The sequence below is a fragment of the Fictibacillus macauensis ZFHKF-1 genome, from assembly GCF_000269865.1.
Classification (GTDB): domain Bacteria; phylum Bacillota; class Bacilli; order Bacillales; family Fictibacillaceae; genus Fictibacillus_C; species Fictibacillus_C macauensis.
In genome coordinates this window covers 87799-108458 of the sequence record NZ_AKKV01000021.1, presented here as the reverse complement: position 1 = coordinate 108458, position 20660 = coordinate 87799, and the positions used below count along the sequence as shown (strand labels likewise).

16 protein-coding genes and 2 other annotated features are annotated in these 20660 nt (G+C 40.3%); of the genes, 12 read left to right on the top strand and 4 right to left on the bottom strand.

What is annotated here, in order from left to right:
• Positions 1–19 precede the first annotated feature (19 nt).
• Positions 20–1129, bottom strand: a complete 1110-nt coding sequence (locus tag A374_RS05490) for an AI-2E family transporter (protein WP_007201202.1) — start codon at positions 1127–1129, stop codon at positions 20–22.
• A gap of 347 nt (positions 1130–1476) precedes the next feature.
• Between A374_RS05490 and A374_RS05485 the strand changes: the two genes are divergently transcribed.
• The 6 genes from A374_RS05485 to A374_RS05460 all read left to right on the top strand — a co-directional run bounded on the left by A374_RS05485 (position 1477) and on the right by A374_RS05460 (position 8759).
• Positions 1477–1665 carry a hypothetical protein gene (locus tag A374_RS05485; protein ID WP_007201201.1) on the top strand — a complete coding sequence of 63 codons (189 nt, stop codon included), beginning with the start codon at positions 1477–1479 and terminating at the stop codon, positions 1663–1665.
• Between the two features lie 16 nt (positions 1666–1681).
• Entirely contained in the window at positions 1682–2611 is a 930-nt protein-coding gene (locus tag A374_RS05480) for a nucleoside hydrolase (RefSeq protein ID WP_007201200.1), read from the top strand.
• Entirely contained in the window at positions 2608–3054 is a 447-nt protein-coding gene (locus tag A374_RS05475) for a GNAT family N-acetyltransferase (protein ID WP_007201199.1), read from the top strand. The genes A374_RS05480 and A374_RS05475 overlap by 4 nt, the downstream gene beginning before the upstream one ends.
• Before the next feature lie 158 nt (positions 3055–3212).
• Positions 3213–4589, top strand: coding sequence for an L-cystine transporter (locus tag A374_RS05470; RefSeq protein ID WP_007201198.1), 1377 nt, complete (start codon positions 3213–3215; stop codon positions 4587–4589).
• A gap of 598 nt (positions 4590–5187) precedes the next feature.
• Positions 5188–7893, top strand: coding sequence for an ATP-binding protein (locus A374_RS05465; protein WP_007201197.1), 2706 nt, complete (start codon positions 5188–5190; stop codon positions 7891–7893).
• Between the two features lie 14 nt (positions 7894–7907).
• Positions 7908–8759, top strand: a complete 852-nt coding sequence (locus A374_RS05460; protein ID WP_007201196.1) for a CheR family methyltransferase — start codon at positions 7908–7910, stop codon at positions 8757–8759.
• A 49-nt stretch (positions 8760–8808) separates the two neighbouring features.
• On the opposite strand, the gene A374_RS05455 is transcribed toward A374_RS05460, so the two are convergent.
• Complete coding sequence (locus A374_RS05455) at positions 8809–9978, bottom strand: SpoIIE family protein phosphatase (protein ID WP_007201195.1); 1170 nt, start codon at positions 9976–9978, stop codon at positions 8809–8811.
• 168 nt (positions 9979–10146) lie between these two features.
• On the opposite strand from A374_RS05455, the gene A374_RS05450 reads away from it, so the two are divergent.
• Positions 10147–10599 carry an OsmC family protein gene (locus A374_RS05450; protein WP_007201194.1) on the top strand — a complete coding sequence of 151 codons (453 nt, stop codon included), beginning with the start codon at positions 10147–10149 and terminating at the stop codon, positions 10597–10599.
• A gap of 280 nt (positions 10600–10879) precedes the next feature.
• Here the strand turns inward: A374_RS05450 and A374_RS05445 are convergent, their stop codons facing one another.
• Complete coding sequence (locus A374_RS05445; protein WP_007201193.1) at positions 10880–11485, bottom strand: GNAT family N-acetyltransferase; 606 nt, start codon at positions 11483–11485, stop codon at positions 10880–10882.
• A gap of 143 nt (positions 11486–11628) precedes the next feature.
• Here A374_RS05445 and A374_RS05440 point away from each other — a divergent pair, with 143 nt between their 5' ends.
• The 3 genes from A374_RS05440 to A374_RS05430 all read left to right on the top strand — a co-directional run bounded on the left by A374_RS05440 (position 11629) and on the right by A374_RS05430 (position 15095).
• Positions 11629–12150, top strand: a complete 522-nt coding sequence (locus tag A374_RS05440; protein WP_007201192.1) for a DinB family protein — start codon at positions 11629–11631, stop codon at positions 12148–12150.
• Between the two features lie 174 nt (positions 12151–12324).
• The gene (locus A374_RS05435; RefSeq protein WP_040340364.1) at positions 12325–12822 is read left to right on the top strand and encodes a DUF1643 domain-containing protein; all 498 of its coding nucleotides are present in this window, start codon (positions 12325–12327) and stop codon (positions 12820–12822) included.
• A gap of 122 nt (positions 12823–12944) precedes the next feature.
• A complete protein-coding gene (locus tag A374_RS05430; protein ID WP_007201190.1) occupies positions 12945–15095 on the top strand; it encodes a type IA DNA topoisomerase in 2151 nt (716 codons plus the stop codon).
• Positions 15096–15410: 315 nt separating this feature from the next.
• Here A374_RS05430 and A374_RS05425 read toward each other — a convergent pair whose 3' ends face one another.
• A complete protein-coding gene (locus A374_RS05425; RefSeq protein ID WP_007201189.1) occupies positions 15411–17234 on the bottom strand; it encodes an APC family permease in 1824 nt (607 codons plus the stop codon).
• Between the two features lie 142 nt (positions 17235–17376).
• On the opposite strand from A374_RS05425, the gene rpiA reads away from it, so the two are divergent.
• Together rpiA and thrS are read left to right on the top strand one after the other, a co-directional pair.
• Positions 17377–18042: a ribose-5-phosphate isomerase RpiA gene (gene rpiA / locus A374_RS05420; RefSeq protein WP_007201188.1), complete on the top strand. Its 666-nt coding sequence runs from the start codon at positions 17377–17379 to the stop codon at positions 18040–18042.
• Between the two features lie 63 nt (positions 18043–18105).
• Positions 18106–18328, top strand: a binding site (T-box leader).
• Positions 18329–18370: 42 nt separating this feature from the next.
• Positions 18371–18597, top strand: a binding site (T-box leader).
• 40 nt (positions 18598–18637) lie between these two features.
• The gene (gene thrS, locus A374_RS05415) at positions 18638–20554 is read left to right on the top strand and encodes a threonine--tRNA ligase (protein WP_007201187.1); all 1917 of its coding nucleotides are present in this window, start codon (positions 18638–18640) and stop codon (positions 20552–20554) included.
• Positions 20555–20660: the final 106 nt, after the last annotated feature.

Sequence of the window (20660 nt, the reverse complement as noted above, 5' to 3'; positions counted from 1 at the left end):
GACTGTCTTTCGTTTAGCGTTATTCAATAATTTGAATCCCATCTTTTTCTTTGTCTTTACTTAATCGATATAAACGATACGTATGACTCACAATTACTTTTAATAAAGCATAGGTAGGAACAGCGAGAATCATCCCGAGTAAGCCGCCTAAATTTCCGGCTACGAGTAAGATTAGAATGACTGTTAATGGATGGATATCAAGTTTTCTTCCCATGATCAGTGGCGACGTAACGTTTCCATCAATTTGTTGAACAACAATAACAACAAAAGCTACTTTAATGGCCATGACCGGAGAGGTGATGAGTCCAATAATGATTGCAGGCACGAAAGCGATAAAAGCACCGAGAAAAGGAATAATGTTCGTAATCATAGCAATAACGGCAAGGATTAGTCCGTACGGTAAACCGATAATGGAGTATCCTATATACATCATTACCCCAACAATAAAAGCTGCGAGTGCTTGTCCTTGGATATACGAACTGACGGCCTCATCCATATCTTTAATAATTTTCTTTGCTTCGGTTGCTTGTAAGTAAGGTAAGAAACGGACAGCACGCGTGCCAAGTCCTTGACTGTCTTTTAAGAGATAAAAAACGATAAATGGAACTGTGACAATTATGGTTGCAATGCTTGTTAGAATACCGATAATGTCGGTAATTTTAGAGCCGATATCATTGGCGAATTCTTTAGCGTACTCACTTGCTTTTGTCATAATGCTATCAAGCGATAGAAAGTCATTATGCTGAAAACGATCAAACCATTTATTTTCTCGTAACGTGTTAATCTTTTGGTTCAGTGAGTCAACAATGCCTGGAATGTTACGAATAAGTCCTTCAAACTGATCTTGTAACTTCGGTCCAATTAAAAAGACAAGCAACGTCCCAAGCCCGATAAAGAGCAAATAAATTAAAAGGATGGAAAGGACTTTCGGTACTTTTTTATTATGTAAGTAGTACACAATAGGACGAAGTAAATAAAAAATGACCCCACCAATGAGAAGCGGAAAGAAAAGCGTATTAAAGATAATCTCAATTGGATGAAAAATAAAGCTTACTTTAGAAGATAGAAGAATAATAAGCAGTAGTATTATAATGGTATAACCAAATCGAAAAAACTTAGTATTTGGCATCGAATCACCTCAAGTTCATATAGTGCAAGTTGTAGTACAAAAAGGAGCAATAAGATACAGTACGTCTCTTCTTATGTTGGGATTTTTCTTATTTTACCATGAGTAGCGTGTAACGTGATAGAAAGTTAACCCTTTCTAGTGGATGACGCACAAAAAAAGCTTACTAACACATTCTACAAGCTTCTCCTTAGTCCTGTTACCATTCTATAAAAATTCGAATGTTGAACCTACTAGCATTAGTATTCCCTGCTATGATTCTATTTGAAACACGACTGTCAAAAAAGTCTTGAAAAACATAGTGGCATTTAAAGGAAAGCTCCTTTACGATAGGGAGAGGGGGGATTCCAATGACAGCTATTTTTATTGCAATTGGAGCAGGTCTTATTGTTACGTTATTAACAGTAATGGTCGGTCTACAAAAGGATGAGAAGTACGGTTCATCAACGAAAAGTAATTTATTTCGCTTGTCGGGAATTTATGTAGTACTCATCCTTTGTTGCATCGTTGGACTTGGTTTATACATTGGAATGAGATAATAAAGGAGAGATGGCTATGAAAAAAGTAATTTTAGACGTTGATACAGGAATTGATGATGCGCTAGCTATCGCCTATGCGCTTCAATCCCCAGAAATTGAATTGCTTGGAATTACGACTGGTTATGGTAATGTTTCGGCAGAGGAGGCAACACGAAATACAAAACAAATTCTAGCGTTGCTTCAATCCCCAGAGCTTAAAGTATTCCAAGGCGCCGAGCATCCGTTTAAGCAGAGCGATACGCGGCATCGTGCTTATGAAGTACACGGTGATAACGGTCTTGGTAATGCAGAGTTTCCAGATGTTAACGATGTAATAGAAACAGAACACGCAGTAGATTTTATTATTTCTATGGTGAAAGCGTTTCCGAATGAAGTGACGCTCATTACAGTTGCGACCCAAACAAACGTAGCACTTGCTCTTGAAAAAGAACCATCTTTGGTAAAAGAAATTGACCGCATTGTTATGATGGGTGGTGCTGTTACAGTGCCGGGTAATGTGACACCCTATGCGGAAGCAAATTTCTTTGGCGATGCCGATAGTGCGCATTATGTACTGCAATCAGGCGTACCTGTTACCTTGATTGGCTTAGATGTCACGATGCAAACGTTGCTAAAGCGAGATGAATTACAAGTATGGGAGCATAGCGGGACGAAGGCGGGTCAGCTTTTTGCCCAAATGTGCCACTTTTATATGGATTTTTATGAAAAAGAAAATCCTCAGCTTGGCGGTTGTGCGCTGCATGATCCATTAGCTGTTGGGGTAGCGATTGACCAAAGCTTTGTACAAACGGAAAAAATGAATGTGATCGTAGAACGAGAAGGTGAGCGTCGGGGTCAAAGCGTGGGAGAACAAGCGCCGTCTGGAATTGATGTAGCGCTCCGCGTTGATCGTGAACGATTTACGCAGCACTTCTTAGAGCGTGTTCAGAAAGGTTTGTTCGCATGATTACGATTAAAGAAATTTCCGCAGAAGAAACGTATGCTCTTCGCCAAGAAGTTCTTCGTCCAAATCAACCCTTGCAATCGTGCCAATTTGATGGTGATTTCGATAAAAAGACGTTTCATCTTGGTGCATTTAAAGAGAATCAATTAATTTCGATCGCTTCTTTTTATTGCGAAGTACAAGCTAGCATTATAGGAAAACAGCACTATCGTTTGCGGGGAATGGCAACTAAAAGTGACTTTCGTAAAGAAAAGGCTGGAAGCTCACTATTGCGTTATGCCGAACAAATGCTTAATGAACGTCAGGCAGATGTTTGGTGGTGCAATGCGCGAACAGAAGTGAGTGGCTATTATGAAAAGCTAGGATTACGTAAGCAGGGTCCCGTGTTTGACTTACCTGGAATCGGCCCACATATTGTGATGTATAAAGTATTAAAATCAGAATAGGACAACCGCGGCCTAGAATATAGTGGGGCAAGGGGTTGGCTCACCGCTGCAACAAGCAGTGAGAAAAGCGACTCACCTTACGAAAGGTAGTCGCTTTTTTAGTTGAACAAAAAGGAGGAGAAAAAGAGGTTATCGAAAGCTAAAGGAGGGAATGGCTCGTGACAACGATTTGGACCATTGTTAATGTGATCATCTTACTTCTATTAGCCGGAGGTCTTTATTGGTTAAAGAAAAAAGGCTGGTCGTTTGCAAAACGTGTCTTTCTTGCTATGATTTTAGGCCTGATCTTTGGTTTTAGTTTGCAATATGTGTACGATAGTACGTCAGCTGTAACGACTTCTTCAAATGATTGGTTTAGTTTAATGGGTGGCGGTTATGTTCGATTGCTACAAATGGTCGTCATACCACTTGTTTTCGTTTCCATTCTTTCCGCGTTTACAAAAATAAAGGAAACGAAAGATGTTGGTAAATTAGGAGGCACGGTACTTGCGTTCTTACTGATGACAACAGCGATTGCCGCAGCTGTTGGTATTGCAGCCGCACTATCCTTTCATTTAGATGCCGATTCAATCGTAAAAGGAAAGGCCGAAATGGCTCGTGCATCGCAGCTGCAAATGTCATATGCAGAAGTTAAAGATAAAACGTTACCAGCACAAATACTTGATTTACTACCTGCTAATCCTTTTCTTGATTTTACGGGAGCGCGACCTACTTCAACGATCGCTGTAGTTATCTTTGCATCGTTGCTTGGCATCGCTTATTTAGGAATAAGGCGTAAGCAAGGACCGGAAGTCGCTTATTTTGAAAAGGGCGTTACTGTTCTTCATGAGCTTGTGATGAAACTCGTTCAACTTGTGCTACGATTAACTCCTTATGGCATACTAGCACTCATGACGAAAACAGCAGCAGTAAGTGATCTTAACGCCATTGCTAAGCTTGGTACGTTCGTTATTGCGTCTTATGTAGCACTTCTTTTTATGTTTATTCTGCATTTGTTATTTATTACTTTTTCCGGGCTAAGCCCGTTAACGTATATAAAAAAAGCAATTCCCGTCCTCTCATTCGCCTTCACGTCACGCACAAGTGCTGGGGCGTTACCACTGAATGTGAGCACGCAAAAGAAGCTGGGCGTTCCAGAGGTAACGGCTAACTTTGCTGGATCATTCGGTTTAACAATCGGTCAAAATGGCTGTGCAGGCATCTATCCAGCGATGTTAGCCGTAATGATTGCGCCGACAGTAGGCATTAATCCGTTAACGCCTTCTTTTATACTAGCCTTACTTGCGGTTGTGGTAATTAGTTCGTTTGGTGTCGCTGGTGTAGGAGGGGGAGCAACGTTTGCGGCCATCCTTGTTTTATCCTCTTTAAATCTACCTATTGCTTTAGCAGGATTGCTTATTTCCGTTGAACCGCTCATTGATATGGGGCGGACGGCATTAAATGTGTCTGGCTCTATGACGGCAGGCATTTTAAGTAGTAAAGTTCGCAATGAGTTAGATGAGCAAGTATACAACGAGCCGCTCGGAGATTTGTAAGAAGAAAGAGGCTGGGACATAAACAACCCTACTCATAAAAAATGGCTTCATCATCGTTTTTTGATGCTGAAGCTGTTTTTTTATGTCGTTTGTTATTTTCATTTTAGGTTGTCTTGCGTTTAAGTTTCCTGTCATGAACGCAACGCCTAGTTTTTTGCTTTTCCCTGTAGACGGATCAAACGCAAAAGTCTCTAGAAATAGCATGAAACAAATTAAGGATTTCGAAAAGAGTGAATTGCGCGCAGAGACGTTTGAATTGCGCGCAGGACACCCGATTCGCCCGCAGAGACGCTTGATTCGCGCGCAGGGGCACCCGATTCGCGCGCAGGAGCACCCGATTCGCGCGCAGGAACGCTCGAATCGCCGACAAACAAGGCAAATCATCCCTCATAGCACGTGCAAGAGATCAAAAAGAAAGCAAATCAAGAGCCCAGCTCGCGAATGCGTCACAAAACTGAGGAAATAGAATGTCCCAAGTCTTTTCTTATTTCTTTTTTTAGAAAAACTATGCTTCTCTTGCTATCCAACATTAACATAGTTGTTTATAATAAAAAGTGGTGTTGGATGACGTCAAAATAAGTCAGGATGGGAACAAGGAATGATTGGTAAAAATAGATTTGGTATCTCTGCTAAAATTATAACTGGTTATGCAGTGATTATTGTATGTCTTGTGATTTCAATTTTTGTGGTCAATAATCAACTTTCTACCATGCAAAAAGAACGGAACTTCATTATTCATCATGATTTGCAAGTGCATAGTCTTACAAACGAAATTGAAAAAAAGCTTCTAGAAATGGAAAATGGGCAACGAGGCTATGTGTTAACGGGTAGTGAACGTTTCTTAAAGTCGTATAATGCAGCAGAAAATAGCTGGAGAGACGATTTTAATCAACTCTATTCATTATTAGCGGATAACCCCTCTCAACAAAACAATTTAATTAACATTAAAAAAGCGATGATGTCATGGGTTAATGAAACAGGTGAGCCCATCATCGCCCTCAAGAAAAATAACAAAAATGCAGCAGCTGTTAAGGGATTACAACAAGAAAACAGTATTCAAAACGTTGAAAATATTCGCTCGCAATTTGAACAATTTCGCTCAACTGAAATTTCATTAACAGAAAAGCGAGCCGCTCATTTGGATAGTAGAAATAAAAATTTAACGTATGGTCTTATTTCGCTGCTCGTCGTGGTAATTGCTTTATCCATTGGACTTGCTTTATTTATTTCTCGATCTATTGTTAATACCGTAAAAGAAGTGATCGCATCCATTAAAGCGATGACATCTAATGGTGGCGATGTGTCAAAGCGAATTTTTGTAAAAACGAAGGATGAAATACGCGAGCTTGCTCATGCGACGAATGACTTATTAGATTCCGTAGAAAAGCGTGATTGGCTACAAAAAAGTACAAATGGAATTGTCGGTCAATACCAAGGAAAAGCTACAATGAATGAGCTTGGTACTACGTTTATTTCAGGTGTAGCTCGCAGTACGGATGCGAGTTATGGCGCGATTTATGTACGTGAAAGTATGGATTCTAAAAAGTTTATAAAAAAAGGACAATTTGCCGGAACGGCGGCTGATGTTGGTCGCGATGTCTTTACTATAGGAGAGGGGTTAGTCGGTCAATGTGCTATTGAAAAGAGTCCCTTGCTTATCGAAAATGTCCCGAACGACTATATTTTAGTTTCCTCAGCGTTAGGAGAAGCGCAAGCAAAAAACGTGATCATTGTGCCTGTCTTATTTGAAGGCGATACGATTGCTGTTTTAGAATTAGCAACGTTACAAACCTTTACAGAAGAACATAAGGCCTTAATTGAAAATGTAACAAAAACCTTTGGATTAACAGTTGATAGTATTAGCGGACGCATGGAAATCGTTCGCTTGTTAAAAGAATCACAAGCTTTAACAGAAGAACTTCAGGCACAATCGGAAGAACTTCAAACGCAATCTGAGGAACTGCAAATGCAATCCGAAGAATTGCGAATGATTAATGAGCAATTAGAGCAACGATCCTTGGAAGCAGAAGGAAAATCGCGCGAGTTATTACAAGCAAAAAATGAGCTTGAAGAGCAAGCGCAAGAACTATCGTTAAGTTCGAAGTATAAGTCTGAGTTTTTAGCCAATATGTCTCATGAATTACGGACGCCATTAAATAGTATTTTAATCTTGTCAGAGATGCTAGCGGAAAATGCAGCTAGCCATCAATTAGCGGAAGATGAGGAATTTGCGCGGGTCATTCATTCTTCTGGACAAGACTTGCTGCACTTAATTAATGATATTCTTGACTTGTCAAAGGTAGAAGCTGGAAAGCTTGAAATGCTGTTCAATGAAGTGAATATGAGTGAATTACCGCAACAATTAGAGCGTAATTTTGCGCATGTGGCACAACAAAAAGGACTGGATTTCCGGGTTGCGATGGAAAACGACGTTCCGCCACTCATTTATACCGATGAAACAAGAGTTCAACAAATTTTGAAGAATTTATTATCTAATGCGATTAAATTTACCGAACGAGGCACGGTGGCGGTTCATATTTCTTCACAAGCACCAAAAGAGAAAAGGGTAGAAGCAAATCATTGGTTATGCTTTGCCGTTAGTGATACGGGCATTGGTATTCCAAAAGAAAAGCATGACCATATATTTGAAGCCTTTCAGCAAGGTGATGGAGCAACCGCGCGTAAGTTTGGTGGAACAGGACTCGGCTTATCGATTAGCTTAGAGTTTATTAAACTTTTAGGTGGTACGTTGGAACTTGAAAGTGAAGAAGGAAAAGGAAGTACATTTTACATGTATTTACCGAGCTTACCAGAAGGCGTAACAACGCTTGCTTCGGTTGAAGAGGAAACGGTCTTACAAGAAGTCGCAGCAACAGTAGAGGTTGAAGAGAAGCTTCCACCGAACGAACAAGGAGCATTAGGATTTTTTAGCGGGAAAACCGTTCTTATTACGGATGATGATCAACGTAATATATTTGCGCTAAAGACGGCGCTCCAAAATGAAGGAATGCAAGTCATTACAGCTGCAAATGGTCATGAATGTCTAACGCTATTAGAAGAAACAGAAAATCTTGATTTGATTTTAATGGACATTATGATGCCAGTGATGGATGGATATGAAACGATACAGGCCATTCGTGCGCAAGAAGCATATCAAGACATTCCGATTATTGCGTTAACGGCAAAAGCAATGAAAAATGACCGCGAAAAATGTCTTGAAGTGGGTGCTTCGGATTATGTAAGCAAACCGCTAAAGATTGAGCAATTGTTTTCAGTGATGCGTGTGTGGATTTCAAATCAGTAAGGATGCGGGTATGTATGAACGATCAAGGGTTATCACAAGAAGATTATCTCACGCCGATGGAAGAAATGGAAATCGATTTGTTTTTAGAAGCAGTGTATCGACTTTCGGGTTTTGATTTTCGCAAATATATGCGTTCTTCAATCGTTAGGCGCTTGCAAAATCGGATGCGCATGGAGCGCGCTACAACCATTTCTTCGATGCAGGAAAAGCTTTTCCATGAAAGTGGCTTTGTAGAAAAGATTTTAAATGATTTTTCGATTAATGTAACAGAGATGTTTCGTGATCCCGATTTTTTTAAAGTGTTTCGACATACCGTCGTTCCCGAGCTCAAGAAGTTAGCGAGTATTCGTATTTGGCATGCAGGCTGTGCAACGGGTGAAGAAGTATATTCAATGGCGATTCTTTTAAAAGAAGAAGGCTTAATGGAGAAAACGACGATTTATGCTACCGATATGAATGAGGAAGTATTGGAGAAAGCGAAAAAAGGGATGTTTTCGCTACAAAAAATGCAAACCTATACGAAAAATTATTTGCAAGCTGGAGGTTCTGAAGCTTTTTCAGAATATTATACAGCAGATAATCATTTTGCTTATTTTGAACCTTCGCTCCTAAAAAATATTATATTTGCGCAGCATAATTTAGTAACCGATTCATCCTTTAATGAGTTTCATGTCATTATTTGCCGAAATGTACTCATTTACTTTACGAGTGAGTTGCAAAATGAAGTGCAGTCGCTGTTTTATGAAAGCTTATGTACAGACGGCTTTTTAGGGCTTGGGAATAAAGAATCGTTACGGTTCTCTCAATGTGCCACTGGCTATGAAGAATTCTCTACGCTACAAAAAATTTATCGAAAAAAACACTAAACATAAGAAAAGCCGTATGAACATTTGTTCATACGGCTTTTCTTTCAACTTATGATGTTGTCATGGAAGCTGGTTTTTTGCTAGCAGTCGCTTGAATCATTAAGATACACATATCATCCTGCTGATTCTGTAATTCTTCTTCCGGAATAACAAGGTGAATCGGGGATGTGATAGTTTGATTCCATTTTTGAGAAGCGATGTATTTCAACTTATCTAAAATCTTATTTTCATCCCGATTTGCTTCAACGACCCCATCAGTAAAGAGTAAAAGCTGTGCATCGTTTGTAAACGTTAACTGTGATTTTTTAACGTCGATTGAATCAAAAAAGCCTACTGGTACACAGCTACGTTCAAGCATTACCAGCTCTGTATCGTCAACCAGGACATAGCCGGGCGGATGGCCAGCATTCACATATTCAATCGTTTTTTCATTCGTATCAATGACTAAGTAGATACACGTAAAATAGTAATTATATAAATTCTTCTGATTGTGTAACAGCGCCATGTATCGATTTAATTCTTGAATAACAAGCTCGGGATCTTCTAACATTTTAATAGCATCTCGCATAACTGAGGAAATGTACATGCACACGAGAGAAGAAGAGAGGCCATGTCCCATCATATCTAATAAAATAACGCCGTACCGATGCTCATTAAAACGGTGCCAATAATACATATCACCAGCAAGCTTAAATGACGGCAAATGTGAAACGTTAATATTAATATAGTCATCTTGTAATGGTGGATTTAACAGGCTTCGTTGTACTTGCATCGCTAAATCAAGTTCATCACGCATTTTTTTCTCTTGTTCCATATGCCAATCTTTTTCATACTTTAGACGAAGCGCAACACGAATTCGCGCTAACAGCTCTACCTTATTAATCGGTTTAGTAATATAGTCAATACCACCAACATCAAGCGCTTGCGCAAGCTTATTACTATCTTCAAGTGCGGTAATAAAGATGATAGGAATATCTTTTAAGCGCTCTGATTGTTGTATTTGTGTGCACGCCTCAATACCATCGATTTCTGGCATCATAATATCAAGGAGAATTAAGTCCACATCACTTTTTTTTGCAGTAGGATCATTAAGCTGTAGATAATTAAACAACTCTTGTGCGGATGAGAGAGAAACGGTATCTTCATAGCCAGCGCCTTTTAAAATCTTTTCGATGACGAATAAATTAACCGAATTATCATCTACTAAAAGAATAGACATGTTTCTTTTTTCCCCTTTAGTGTTTCTTTTCTAGTCACAAACAACACCCTTTACTATTTTATATGTTTTCTATAGGAAAAGATAGTTTAACTCTGTTAGCATATTTCCTGCGGTGGCTAACGCAGTTTGTTACAATGCAAGAAGACTACTTGTAAAGGAGATTGTAATATGGCAGAACATACATTTCATTTGAAAGCGAATTGGCCAGGTCTAAGAAATGACATTGGCGAGATTGAAACCGCACATTTGAAGACGGCGATATCCATACCTACCGAGATGGATGGACCAGGCATCGGAACGAACCCTGATGAAATGTTACTTGGCGCTGCGGCGACATGTTACATTATTACCCTTGCAGCGATGATGGAGCGCAGCGGCCTAACGAAGAAATCTCTCACGATGTCTTCAGAGGGAATTGTTGATGAAACAAATGGTGTCATTACGTATAAGAAAATTATACACAAGCCAGTTATCGTCTTAGCACAGAATGCCTCTTCTCACGATGTTAAACGCGCGCAACGATTAGCCGAAAAGGCGGAAGCATCTTGTATGATTACGCGAGCTGTTCAAGGGAACATTGATGTTTCGTTAGAAGCAACCATTACGGTTGCTGCAGATTAAGTAATTTAAAAATGGTTTCAGCATCAGTTTTTGATGTTGAAGCCATTTTTTTATGTTACAGGTTATTTCAAGCTTCCTGACATGAACGTAACGCCACGTTTATGTTGTGCTTGTCTTTTCTCTTACAGATGCAAACGTGTGAAACGTAAGCGAGAGGAGGAAGAAAATAAAGTCTCAAGTGCGGCAAAAAATTGAGTAGAAAAAAGTCACAAAGTGAATCGCGTGCAAGCCAGACAAAACCTCTCTCAAAGTATGGGCAGGAAATTAAGAAGCGAGCAAATCAAGATTCAAGCTCCAGAAGATGCGATAAAACAGAGGAAGCATTGAACCCTAAGTCCTTTTCTCGTCCTCGTAACGCTTGCCATTCTTCTTTTAAAAGACTGTATAAAAAACTACTGCAAGTGCCATCCATTCTTTTTATATGATTGGGAAGCAGTGCTTCGTAATGAAAGCCGAGTTTCTCTAAAACAGAAGAAGAAGCTTTATTGCCAGGATGGCACGTAGCATAAATTCGCTGCAACCGTAAAAAAGAATAGCCAATCTGCAGAAGTTGCGCGGCGGCTTCTGTCGCATAGCCACGACCCCAATAGTGCGGATGAATAATATAGCCCATTTCACCAACAGCCTGAATGGGGTCTTTGATTTGTAATTCAACCGCACCAATTCCGTGTACAGAGGTGGTTCCCTCGCATATTACGTACACAAAACGTGATCGCGGCTCATAGGTTGCCTCTTCTACTACTTGCTGAATATAGGCATAGGTTTCTTCCTCAGTGTTCGGTCCCAACGCTTGATACGTTGCGCAAGCTGGTAGTGAAGCGTACGCATGAACACTAGGAAAATCAGCGAGAGTCATCTCTTGGAGTCGTACGCGTGAATGGCCCATACAGTCCTCCTTACTAGGTTCAATCCTCCTCAATTATTCTTCAATAAACGTTTAGATTCCTGTTATTGGACAAGCAGGAATTCTTTCGGTAGAGCGTGAATTATAAGAAGTGATGAAGTCAAGAGAAGATGGAGGAACTGTCTATGGATTCTGCGTTGAAGAACATCCATTATCATCGCTGGGCAAACAAAAAGTGGTTTATGCACGTGCAAGCTTTACCTGCACAGTTAACAACAACCGAACTAAAAAGTGTATTCCCAAGTATTCGTGATACCCTTCTTCATATGGTAAAAACAGATTACCTTTGGTATGCCGTTATTTCTGGTAAAAGCTATGATGAAGTCGTCATGTTACTGCAATCTCTAACAGCAGAATTAGAGTGTAATCTAGATGAATTACACAAAAAGCATGAAAACTTATTGCAACAGTTTGTTGAGCTTCTGGAACAAACAGAAGATTCCACGGCGTTACTTACCATCCATCATCCTGCACTTGGTGAAGCGACCGCACCTTTATGTGACTTTATGCAACATGTTGTGAATCATGGCACGTATCATCGAGGTAACTTATCGGCGATGCTTCATCAATTAGGAGAAAAAGGTGTAGCGACGGATTATATTTACTACATGTATGAGCAGCAAAAAGTGATGAATACGAAAAACTAGCTCTGAAGGAATATAAATAATTAGGAAGCGCGCATTTCTTAAGAAATGCGTTTTTCGTAGATGACGTTGATCTACCTTTTTTACGTCATGAAGTGTTAGGAGACTAGCTGAATCGTAGGAAATCAATAAAAATATACCATGTTAAGAAACGAGGTGCTTACGATAAAAGTTAGCGTGGATACAAGACTAGTAGAGAATAGTAGTGGGGCGGTTATTGATGGCGAGTATCGCTATTCCTTATGGAGAATTTGGGAGCACACACTCCCAAAGGTTACTTTTATTATGCTTAATCCAAGTACGGCTGATCATTTAACAGATGATCCTACGTTACGGAGATGTGTACAGTTTGCGAAAGATTGGGGCTATGGTTCATTAGAAGTTGTGAATTTGTTTGCGTATAGAGCGACGAACCCTAACAAGTTACGCGAAGCACTGGATCCGATTGGAAAGGACAACGATCACTATATTTTGCAGGCGGTAGCGAATAGTGAAAAAGTAATCCTCGCTTGGGGAGTAAATGGTAAGTTGTTTAGGAGGGACCAGGCGGTGCTACAGTTACTTCTTCACGCGAATTCAACCGCTATTTGCACGATAGAGCGAACTCAAAACGGTCACCCTAGACATCCATTGTATATTGCAGCAAACAAAGTTCCACAGCCTTTTTATGAATAAACGTACTACATTGCGTACTCACTTTTTCACAACAGTATTCGTGACGACCTCCTATCTTTCATGCTATACTTAACAGTACAAATGTTCGCCTTCTTCTTATAAGGTGTGAAAAGGAGCAAGGAATGAAGCTAATTATTGCAGAGAAACCTTCTCAGGCTCAGGCGCTTGCCGGGCCTTTTTCTAAAGTGAAAAAGCATAAAGGATATTATGAGATTCCCCCGCAGGCTCCGTTTGAGCAAGGTGCTTACTTAACATGGTGTGTAGGGCATTTATTAGAACTTGTGCCACCGAAAGAGTACAAGCCAGAGTGGGAAAAATGGAAGTTAGAGACGTTGCCAATGATGCCGGAGCGGTTTCGCTACAAAGTGTCATCGTCTAAGTGGGAGCAATTTCAACTCATTAAGAAGCTAGCCTTTCAGCCGGCTGTAACCGAAATTATTGGCGCGACGGATGCTGGTCGTGAAGGAGAACTTATTTATAAGTCACTGCTTATCCATATGAAGTGTAACAAACCTGTGAAGCGATTATGGATCTCTTCGTTAACGAAAAAAGCAGTCTTAGATGGGTTTCATCAGTTGAAGTCTGGAGCAGAAACGCTGCCTGTTTTTTATGAAGCATATGCACGCGCTTGTGCTGATTGGCTTGTAGGCTTAAATACAACCCGTGTGTATACGATTCTCATGCAAAAAAATGGTGCGGGCCGGCAAACGTTTCCTACCGGTCGAGTAATGACACCTACGGTTGCTTTGATCGTTAAACGCGAACGCGAAATTGAGCAATTTCAACCAGAAACGTTTTATGAAGTACTCGCAACGCTACAAATGGGAAATGAGACGTTTCAAGGAAAATGGCACGATGACAAAGGCAATAGTCGCATGAAGACGAAAGAAGAAGCCGAGCTTGTGCAACAACGAAGTCATGGTCAAGCAGGACGGGTTACCGATGTAAAAAAAGAGCGCAAAGCCTATGAGCCACCGCTGCTGTTTAATTTATCCACTCTTCAAGCTAAGGCGAACCAGCTTTTTAAATATTCGCCTGAAAAGACATTGAATATTACGAGTGAGCTCTACTTAAAGAAACTGGTCAGCTATCCGCGATCTGATAGCGCGCATATTACGCAAGAAGAGGCAAAAACCTTACCGGCTATTTTAGCAAAGCTAGAGCAATACCCGGCGTATAAGCAGGTACTGCCTGCGCCTAAACCGACGATTATGGGCAATAAACGCTTTGTAAATGCCGCTAAAGTGTCGGATCACTATGCCATCATTCCGACCGAAAACGTTAAAGACCCATCTTCTTTAAGTAGGGATGAGCGCAACATTTATGATTTGATTATTAAAAGTGTCATTGCGGCTCACCATGAACAGACGATTGTCGATACGACGACAATTTCAACGTTGATCGCCGGTCGTGATTTATTTCTTTCAAAAGGAAAAGTTGTCATCCAGGAAGGCTGGCGGAAAGTGATGTATCAGCCACTTGATCAAGACGAAGAGCAAGCGCTGTTACCCGATGTAGCTGTAGGTGCAGAAGGATGTACCAAGAAAACAACTGTCACCGAAGGCAAAACACAAGCGCCTAAGCGGTATACGCTCGGAAGTCTAGTGACGCTTATGAAAACAGCGGGAAAAACGATTGAAGATGAAGAATTAAGTAAAGTGCTAAAGCAAGTCCAAGGATTAGGAACAGAGGCTACGCGCAGTAGCATTATTAAAAAAATTGAAGTCTTAAACTATATTAGCGTAGTGAAAAACCAAGTGTTTGCGACCGAAAAAGCAAAAGTATTGATTGATGCGATTGGCGAAACGTCCATTTTAACTTCGGCCGAAACAACGGCTGTGTGGGAGCAACGGCTTTCTGAAATTGGTAGAGGGAAAGCGGATGCCCGTCAATTCATGGAGCTGACTCGGCGCATGACACAAAAGGTTATTACGGAGGCAATGGCAGGAGCATCATCATGGAAGGTGGATCATATTGCGGTTTCATCACCAAAAGGTGGCGCAGAGCGGGTAGGTACGTGCCCTGTCTGTGGTAAAGATGTGGTGTATATTAAACGCAATCATTTTTACGGTTGTTCAGGTTACAAAGAAGGCTGTAAATTTTCTATTTCCGGGATCATTGCCAAAAAGAAACTATCGCCCGCACAAGCGAAACGCTTGTTAGAAAAAGGTGAAACAACGACACTCAAAGGCTTTAAGAACAAACAAGGAAACCCTTTTGCAGCAGCATTAAAACTAAATCCAGAGACGTTTAAAATTGAATTTAAACTGTAATACTAAAACCGTGGTGATGGCCACGGTTTTATTGTGAGCAAATGAATGAAAGTAGGTTACGTGCAGTGCATTACAACCCAGGTTAAAGTAGAAGTTTCTTGTGTAATGTAGGAGCATTAATTGAACGGGATACCTCTTTCCTATAACCGCTAAGAGTATAACAACGAGTTGTGATTGGGCGTTGTTGTAGCCTGTAACAGTTCTATCAATCAATGTATTAGATAACTCTCCTTATGTTAGTTTTACCATATAAATGACAAAAAAACACAATGACTTATAATTGTAAGTACATTGTGTTTTTATTTGTGTAATCCTTTATTTTTTAAAGCGATATGGTACTGTCGTAACTACTACATTTCTTCGATAGAGAAGATAGGCACGAATTAATAAACTTGATTGGTTGTGCAAAATATTATGCCAGTTTTTCTTCGTAATAAATTGAGGAATGAGAACTGTTACCCAATAATTTGATTCTTTCGCTTTATTGCTTGCTGTATCAATAAACTTCGTAAGTGGCCCAATAATACTTCTGTATTGAGAATGCAAGGTAACAAGACGAATATCTGGTTGCCATTGCTTCCATTTCTCTTCAAAGCGTTTTTCGTCTTCGCGATCAAACGCAACATATACGGCAATCACTTGATCAGATAACGTTTTAGCGTAATTAATTGAGTTCTCAACAACGCGTGTCATACCAGCAACGGGAACGATAATGACATTTCCTTCAATTGGAATCGGTGGTTGTTCAGATTCAAGACGCAATTGATCACCAACATCACGATAATGACGGTGAATGCGATGAAACATTATAATAATTAATGGTAAGAAAATGAAAACAGCCCATACTTGTGAGAACTTTGTAATTAAGAAAATCAGCAGTACAGTTAATGTAATGAGCGCACCAATTAAGTTCGCTGTTAGTTTTGGAATCCAACCTTTAGGCTTCTCTTTAACCCATTTAATAATCATACCTGTTTGCGAGAGCGTAAAAGGAATAAATACACCAACAGCATAGAGAGGTATTAGGTTTTCTGTTTGTCCTCCAAAAGCGATAATGAGCAAAATGGAGCCAACACCGAGCGTAATAATACCGTTTGAATAACCAAGACGATCACCGCGCATCGTATACATACGTGGCATAAATTTATCGCTTGCTAGGTTATAAGCTAGCTGTGGAAACGCTGAATACCCTGTATTGGCAGCTAACACAAGAATGAGAGCAGTTGTTCCTTGGATAAAATAATACACATAGCTTCGTCCGAATGTCTCTGCAGCAATTTGCGAAACGACTGTTTCGTCTCCTTTAGGTCCCACTCCATACCAATAGGCAAGGAACGTAACGCCTGTAAATAAAATAGCGAGCAGTGACCCCATCATAATGAGGGTTGTCGCCGCATTTCGAGCCTGTGGACTTTTGAAGTTCGGAATGGCATTTGATATAGCTTCAACACCAGTTAATGCCGAACAACCCGATGCAAAAGCACGTAATAATATAAAAAGACTTAAGCCTGTAACCGATGTACCAACTGGTGTATGTGCAGTCGCAGGAACCGCGCCAGTTGCGATGTGATAGATTCCGACGATTACCATGACAATTAAAGCGAGAACAAATAAGTAGACAGGGTAAGCAAGAATCGTTGCTGATTCCGTTAACCCGCGTAAATTCAAAATCGTGATGATCATTACGAGTACAACAGCAATGGCTACATTATGAGCATGTAACGATGGAAGGGCAGATGTAATCGCATCCGTTCCCGCTGACACACTAACCGCTACAGTTAGAATGTAGTCAACAAGCAACGACCCACCGGCAATTAATCCATAATTAGTCCCGAGATTTTCCTTTGATACCACATAGGCACCACCGCCATGAGGATAAGAGAAAATAATTTGTCGGTAGGATAGAATAAGCGCCAGCAATAAAATAAGTACACCAATAGCAATCGGTAACGAGTACCAAAAAGCAACAACACCAACAGTTGCGAGCACAATTAATATTTGTTCCGTTCCATAAGCAACGGACGATAATGCATCGGATGAAAGAATGGCTAAAGCTTTTAATTTATTTAATTTTTGATCACCAGCTTGCGCTGATTTTAACGGTCGTCCGATTAACAACCGTTTCATATTCGTGAGCATAGTTTCACCGCCAAAGTTAAGTTATAACAATAGTTTATGATACCCCAAAAATACAAATTTGCAATCCTAAAATTTCTCTTATGATGGGTAAACGTGTATGCTAATAGAAGTTATTTTTTTAGAAGTAAAGGAGTTTTATGAAATGAATGAGAAACAGTTAGCAGGAGAGCGAGCAAGTGACTATATAAAAGACGGAATGGTTGTTGGACTTGGCACAGGCTCAACGGCTTATTATATGTTAAAAGCATTGGCGCAACGTGTACAAGAAGGCTTATCGATCAAAGGGGTGGCTACTTCACAAGCAACGACCGATTTAGCAAACAAATGGGGCATTCCACTCGTTTCGATTGATGATGTTTCACATATTGATGTGACGATTGATGGTGCCGATGAAGTGGATGATCACTTAAATGGAATTAAAGGGGGCGGAGGCGCACTCTTATATGAAAAAGTTGTAGCAAAAGCTTCTAAAGAAGTCATTTGGATCGTTGATGCTAAGAAAAAAGTAAAAACGTTAGGTGCTTTTCCATTACCCATTGAAGTGTTACCGTTTGGGGCATCGCATAGTATAGCGCTATTTGAACAGAAGGGACTACAACCTCAATTACGTCGAAGTGATGAAGAAATATTCATTACCGATAGTGGTCATTATATTGTTGATATTCAACTGCCACAGGATGAGAATGTAGAGGCATTTGCCGCCTGGCTTGATACGCTAACAGGTGTCATTGAACATGGACTTTTCTTAAATATGGCGCACACGCTCATTGTTGGAGAGGGAGATCAAGTAAGAATTTATAAAAAATAGAAAGTAATGGTTGTATCTTTTTGGAGTATATTGTATATTCTATTATAAATCTAAAAACGAACGTAAAAAGCAATGATAGGAACAACAGTCATTTCAACCGGTTGTACAGAGAGGGAGGTTGCTGAAAACTCCTCAACAAGGGAAATGATTAACCATCCTTAAGCTGAGCTAGTGAACAGAGGTGTAGCTAGCAACCGTACACGCTGCGTTAAAGCGCTAGAGCCAACAAACGGATGTTTGTTGGGAATCTGGGTGGAACCACGGGTAAAACGCACTCGTCCCTATAGAGAGGGATGCGTGCGTTTTTTTATGTCATCTCATATATAGAAAAAAAGCAAAGAAAAGGACACCAATTACTAAGTGAACATCCTACAGAGAGGGAGGTCTCGGCTGCAAGCCTCCTAGATGATCCTAGTAATTGACCACCTTGGAGCTGCAAAGGGGAAATAAGAGTATCCTTTGCCGTAGACGCAACGTTATCGCGAAATGGAGCTGTTTGTTGTTAAGGAACAGGAACCAGGGTGGAACCACGGGTAACGCACACTCGTCCCTATCATAGGGAGGGTGTGCGTTTTTATATAAAGGAGTGGGATCTATGAAGAGACAACGGCAGCTTCAATTTCCAGATGGACAAAAGAAAGAATTTAATGAGGGTGTAACGATTGAAAATGTGGCTGAACGTATTGCGATTTCGCTAAAGAAAAAAGTCGTGGCAGGCGAAGTGAATGGTAAACCATTACATTATAATGAACCTATTTTAGAAGATGGAGCGGTAAAGCTGTATACACTTCAAGATCAAGAAGGGCTAGCAATCATGCGCCATAGTGCAGCTCACGTATTAGCACAAGCGGTGAAACGATTATATAAAGATGTAAAGTTTGGGGTAGGTCCAGCGATTGAGCATGGTTTTTATTATGATTTTGAGTTGAATGAATCGTTAACACAAGAACATTTAGTGAAAATTGAACAAGAAATGCGCAAAATTATAAAAGAAAATTTAGCGTTTGAGCGAATGGAAGTGTCACGTGAAGAAAGTGAGCGCTATTGGAAAGAACAAGGTGATTTTCGTAAGCTAGAGCTATTACATGCTATTGATGAGGGAAGCGTAATTACCCATTATAAGCAAGGAGACTTTATTGATCTATGTAGGGGCCCTCACGTACCATCAACTGCCTGGATTAAAGCATTTAAGCTCGTATCGGTTTCGGGAGCCTATTGGCGAGGAGATGCTAATAATGCGATGATGCAACGAATTTATGGGATTGCCTTTGCTTCGCAAGCAGCATTAGAAGAACATACGCAATTTCTTAAAGAAGCGGCAGAGCGAAATCATAAAAAGCTCGGAAGTGAATTAGAGCTATTTATGTTTTCTGAAGAAGCGCCGGGAATGCCTTTTTATCTTCCAAAAGGTCAAATCATTCGCAATGAGCTAGAGCACTATTTGCGCAGTTTACAACAACGTGGCTTTGATGAAGTAAAAACCCCGCTTCTTATGAATCAACGGCTATGGGAGGAATCTGGGCACTGGGATCATTATCATGATAATATGTATTTTTCTGAAGTGGATCAGGCGAAGTTTGCGCTAAAGCCGATGAATTGTCCCGGTCATATGCTGATATTTAAAAATAAGTTACGTTCTTATCGGGAGTTACCAATGCGAATAGCCGAATTTGGTCATGTTCATCGCCATGAATACAGTGGCGCATTAAATGGACTTTTGCGTGTTCGTTCCTTCTGTCAAGATGACGCTCATCTTTTTGTAACGCCCGAACAAATTGAAGAAGAAATATACAATGTGCTTCTCGTAATCGACGAAGTGTATCGTACATTTGGCTTTGAGTATAGTATTGAACTTTCAACACGACCACTACACTCTATGGGAGATGATGCGTTGTGGAATGAAGCGGAAGCAGCTTTAGAAAATGTGCTTAAGCGCTTTAACTTACCATATCGTATTAATGAAGGAGATGGGGCGTTTTACGGTCCGAAAATCGACTTCCATATTTCTGATTGTCTAAAGAGAAGTCATCAATGTGCGACTGTTCAACTTGATTTTCAAATGCCAGAAAAGTTCAATCTTCATTATATTAACCAACATAATGAGAAAGAACGACCGGTCGTTATTCATCGAGCCATTTTAGGTTCTATAGATCGATTTTTAGGCATTTTAATTGAGCATTATGGAGGTGCTTTTCCATTATGGCTTGCTCCTGTGCAAGCGCTTATTATTCCGGTTTCTCCTAAAATACACGGTGCCTATGTACAAGAACTTCTTCAAGAGTTAACGGCAGCGGGTCTCCGAGTCTCAAGCGATGAGCGCGAGGAGAAACTAGGCTATAAAATGCGCGAGGCACAGTTAAAGAAAATACCATATGTTTTCATCGTTGGTGATGAAGAGCAACAAAAAAGAGGCATGAATGTTCGCAAATATAAAGAAGACCACTCCTCTTTTCAAGCGGTAGATCAGGTCATTGACAAGATGCTTCTTCAAATCCAAGAAAAAAACGCCTAACAAGGGAAACAATACGAAAAAAGGACGCACACCATGGCGTTCTTTTTTTCGTTTTTTTAGACTGGGAAGTGCGCTTGTCAAGCTTAAAATATATTTTTTATAAGAA

Coding starts and splice junctions, on each gene's coding strand:
- A374_RS05490 (WP_007201202.1), bottom strand. CDS start 1,129: ATGCCAAATACTAAGTTTTTTCGATTTGGTTATACCATTATAATACTA.
- A374_RS05485 (WP_007201201.1), top strand. CDS start 1,477: ATGACAGCTATTTTTATTGCAATTGGAGCAGGTCTTATTGTTACGTTA.
- A374_RS05480 (WP_007201200.1), top strand. CDS start 1,682: ATGAAAAAAGTAATTTTAGACGTTGATACAGGAATTGATGATGCGCTA.
- A374_RS05475 (WP_007201199.1), top strand. CDS start 2,608: ATGATTACGATTAAAGAAATTTCCGCAGAAGAAACGTATGCTCTTCGC.
- A374_RS05465 (WP_007201197.1), top strand. CDS start 5,188: ATGATTGGTAAAAATAGATTTGGTATCTCTGCTAAAATTATAACTGGT.
- A374_RS05460 (WP_007201196.1), top strand. CDS start 7,908: ATGAACGATCAAGGGTTATCACAAGAAGATTATCTCACGCCGATGGAA.
- A374_RS05455 (WP_007201195.1), bottom strand. CDS start 9,978: ATGTCTATTCTTTTAGTAGATGATAATTCGGTTAATTTATTCGTCATC.
- A374_RS05450 (WP_007201194.1), top strand. CDS start 10,147: ATGGCAGAACATACATTTCATTTGAAAGCGAATTGGCCAGGTCTAAGA.
- A374_RS05445 (WP_007201193.1), bottom strand. CDS start 11,485: ATGGGCCATTCACGCGTACGACTCCAAGAGATGACTCTCGCTGATTTT.
- A374_RS05440 (WP_007201192.1), top strand. CDS start 11,629: ATGGATTCTGCGTTGAAGAACATCCATTATCATCGCTGGGCAAACAAA.
- A374_RS05430 (WP_007201190.1), top strand. CDS start 12,945: ATGAAGCTAATTATTGCAGAGAAACCTTCTCAGGCTCAGGCGCTTGCC.
- A374_RS05425 (WP_007201189.1), bottom strand. CDS start 17,234: ATGCTCACGAATATGAAACGGTTGTTAATCGGACGACCGTTAAAATCA.
- rpiA (WP_007201188.1), top strand. CDS start 17,377: ATGAATGAGAAACAGTTAGCAGGAGAGCGAGCAAGTGACTATATAAAA.
- thrS (WP_007201187.1), top strand. CDS start 18,638: ATGAAGAGACAACGGCAGCTTCAATTTCCAGATGGACAAAAGAAAGAA.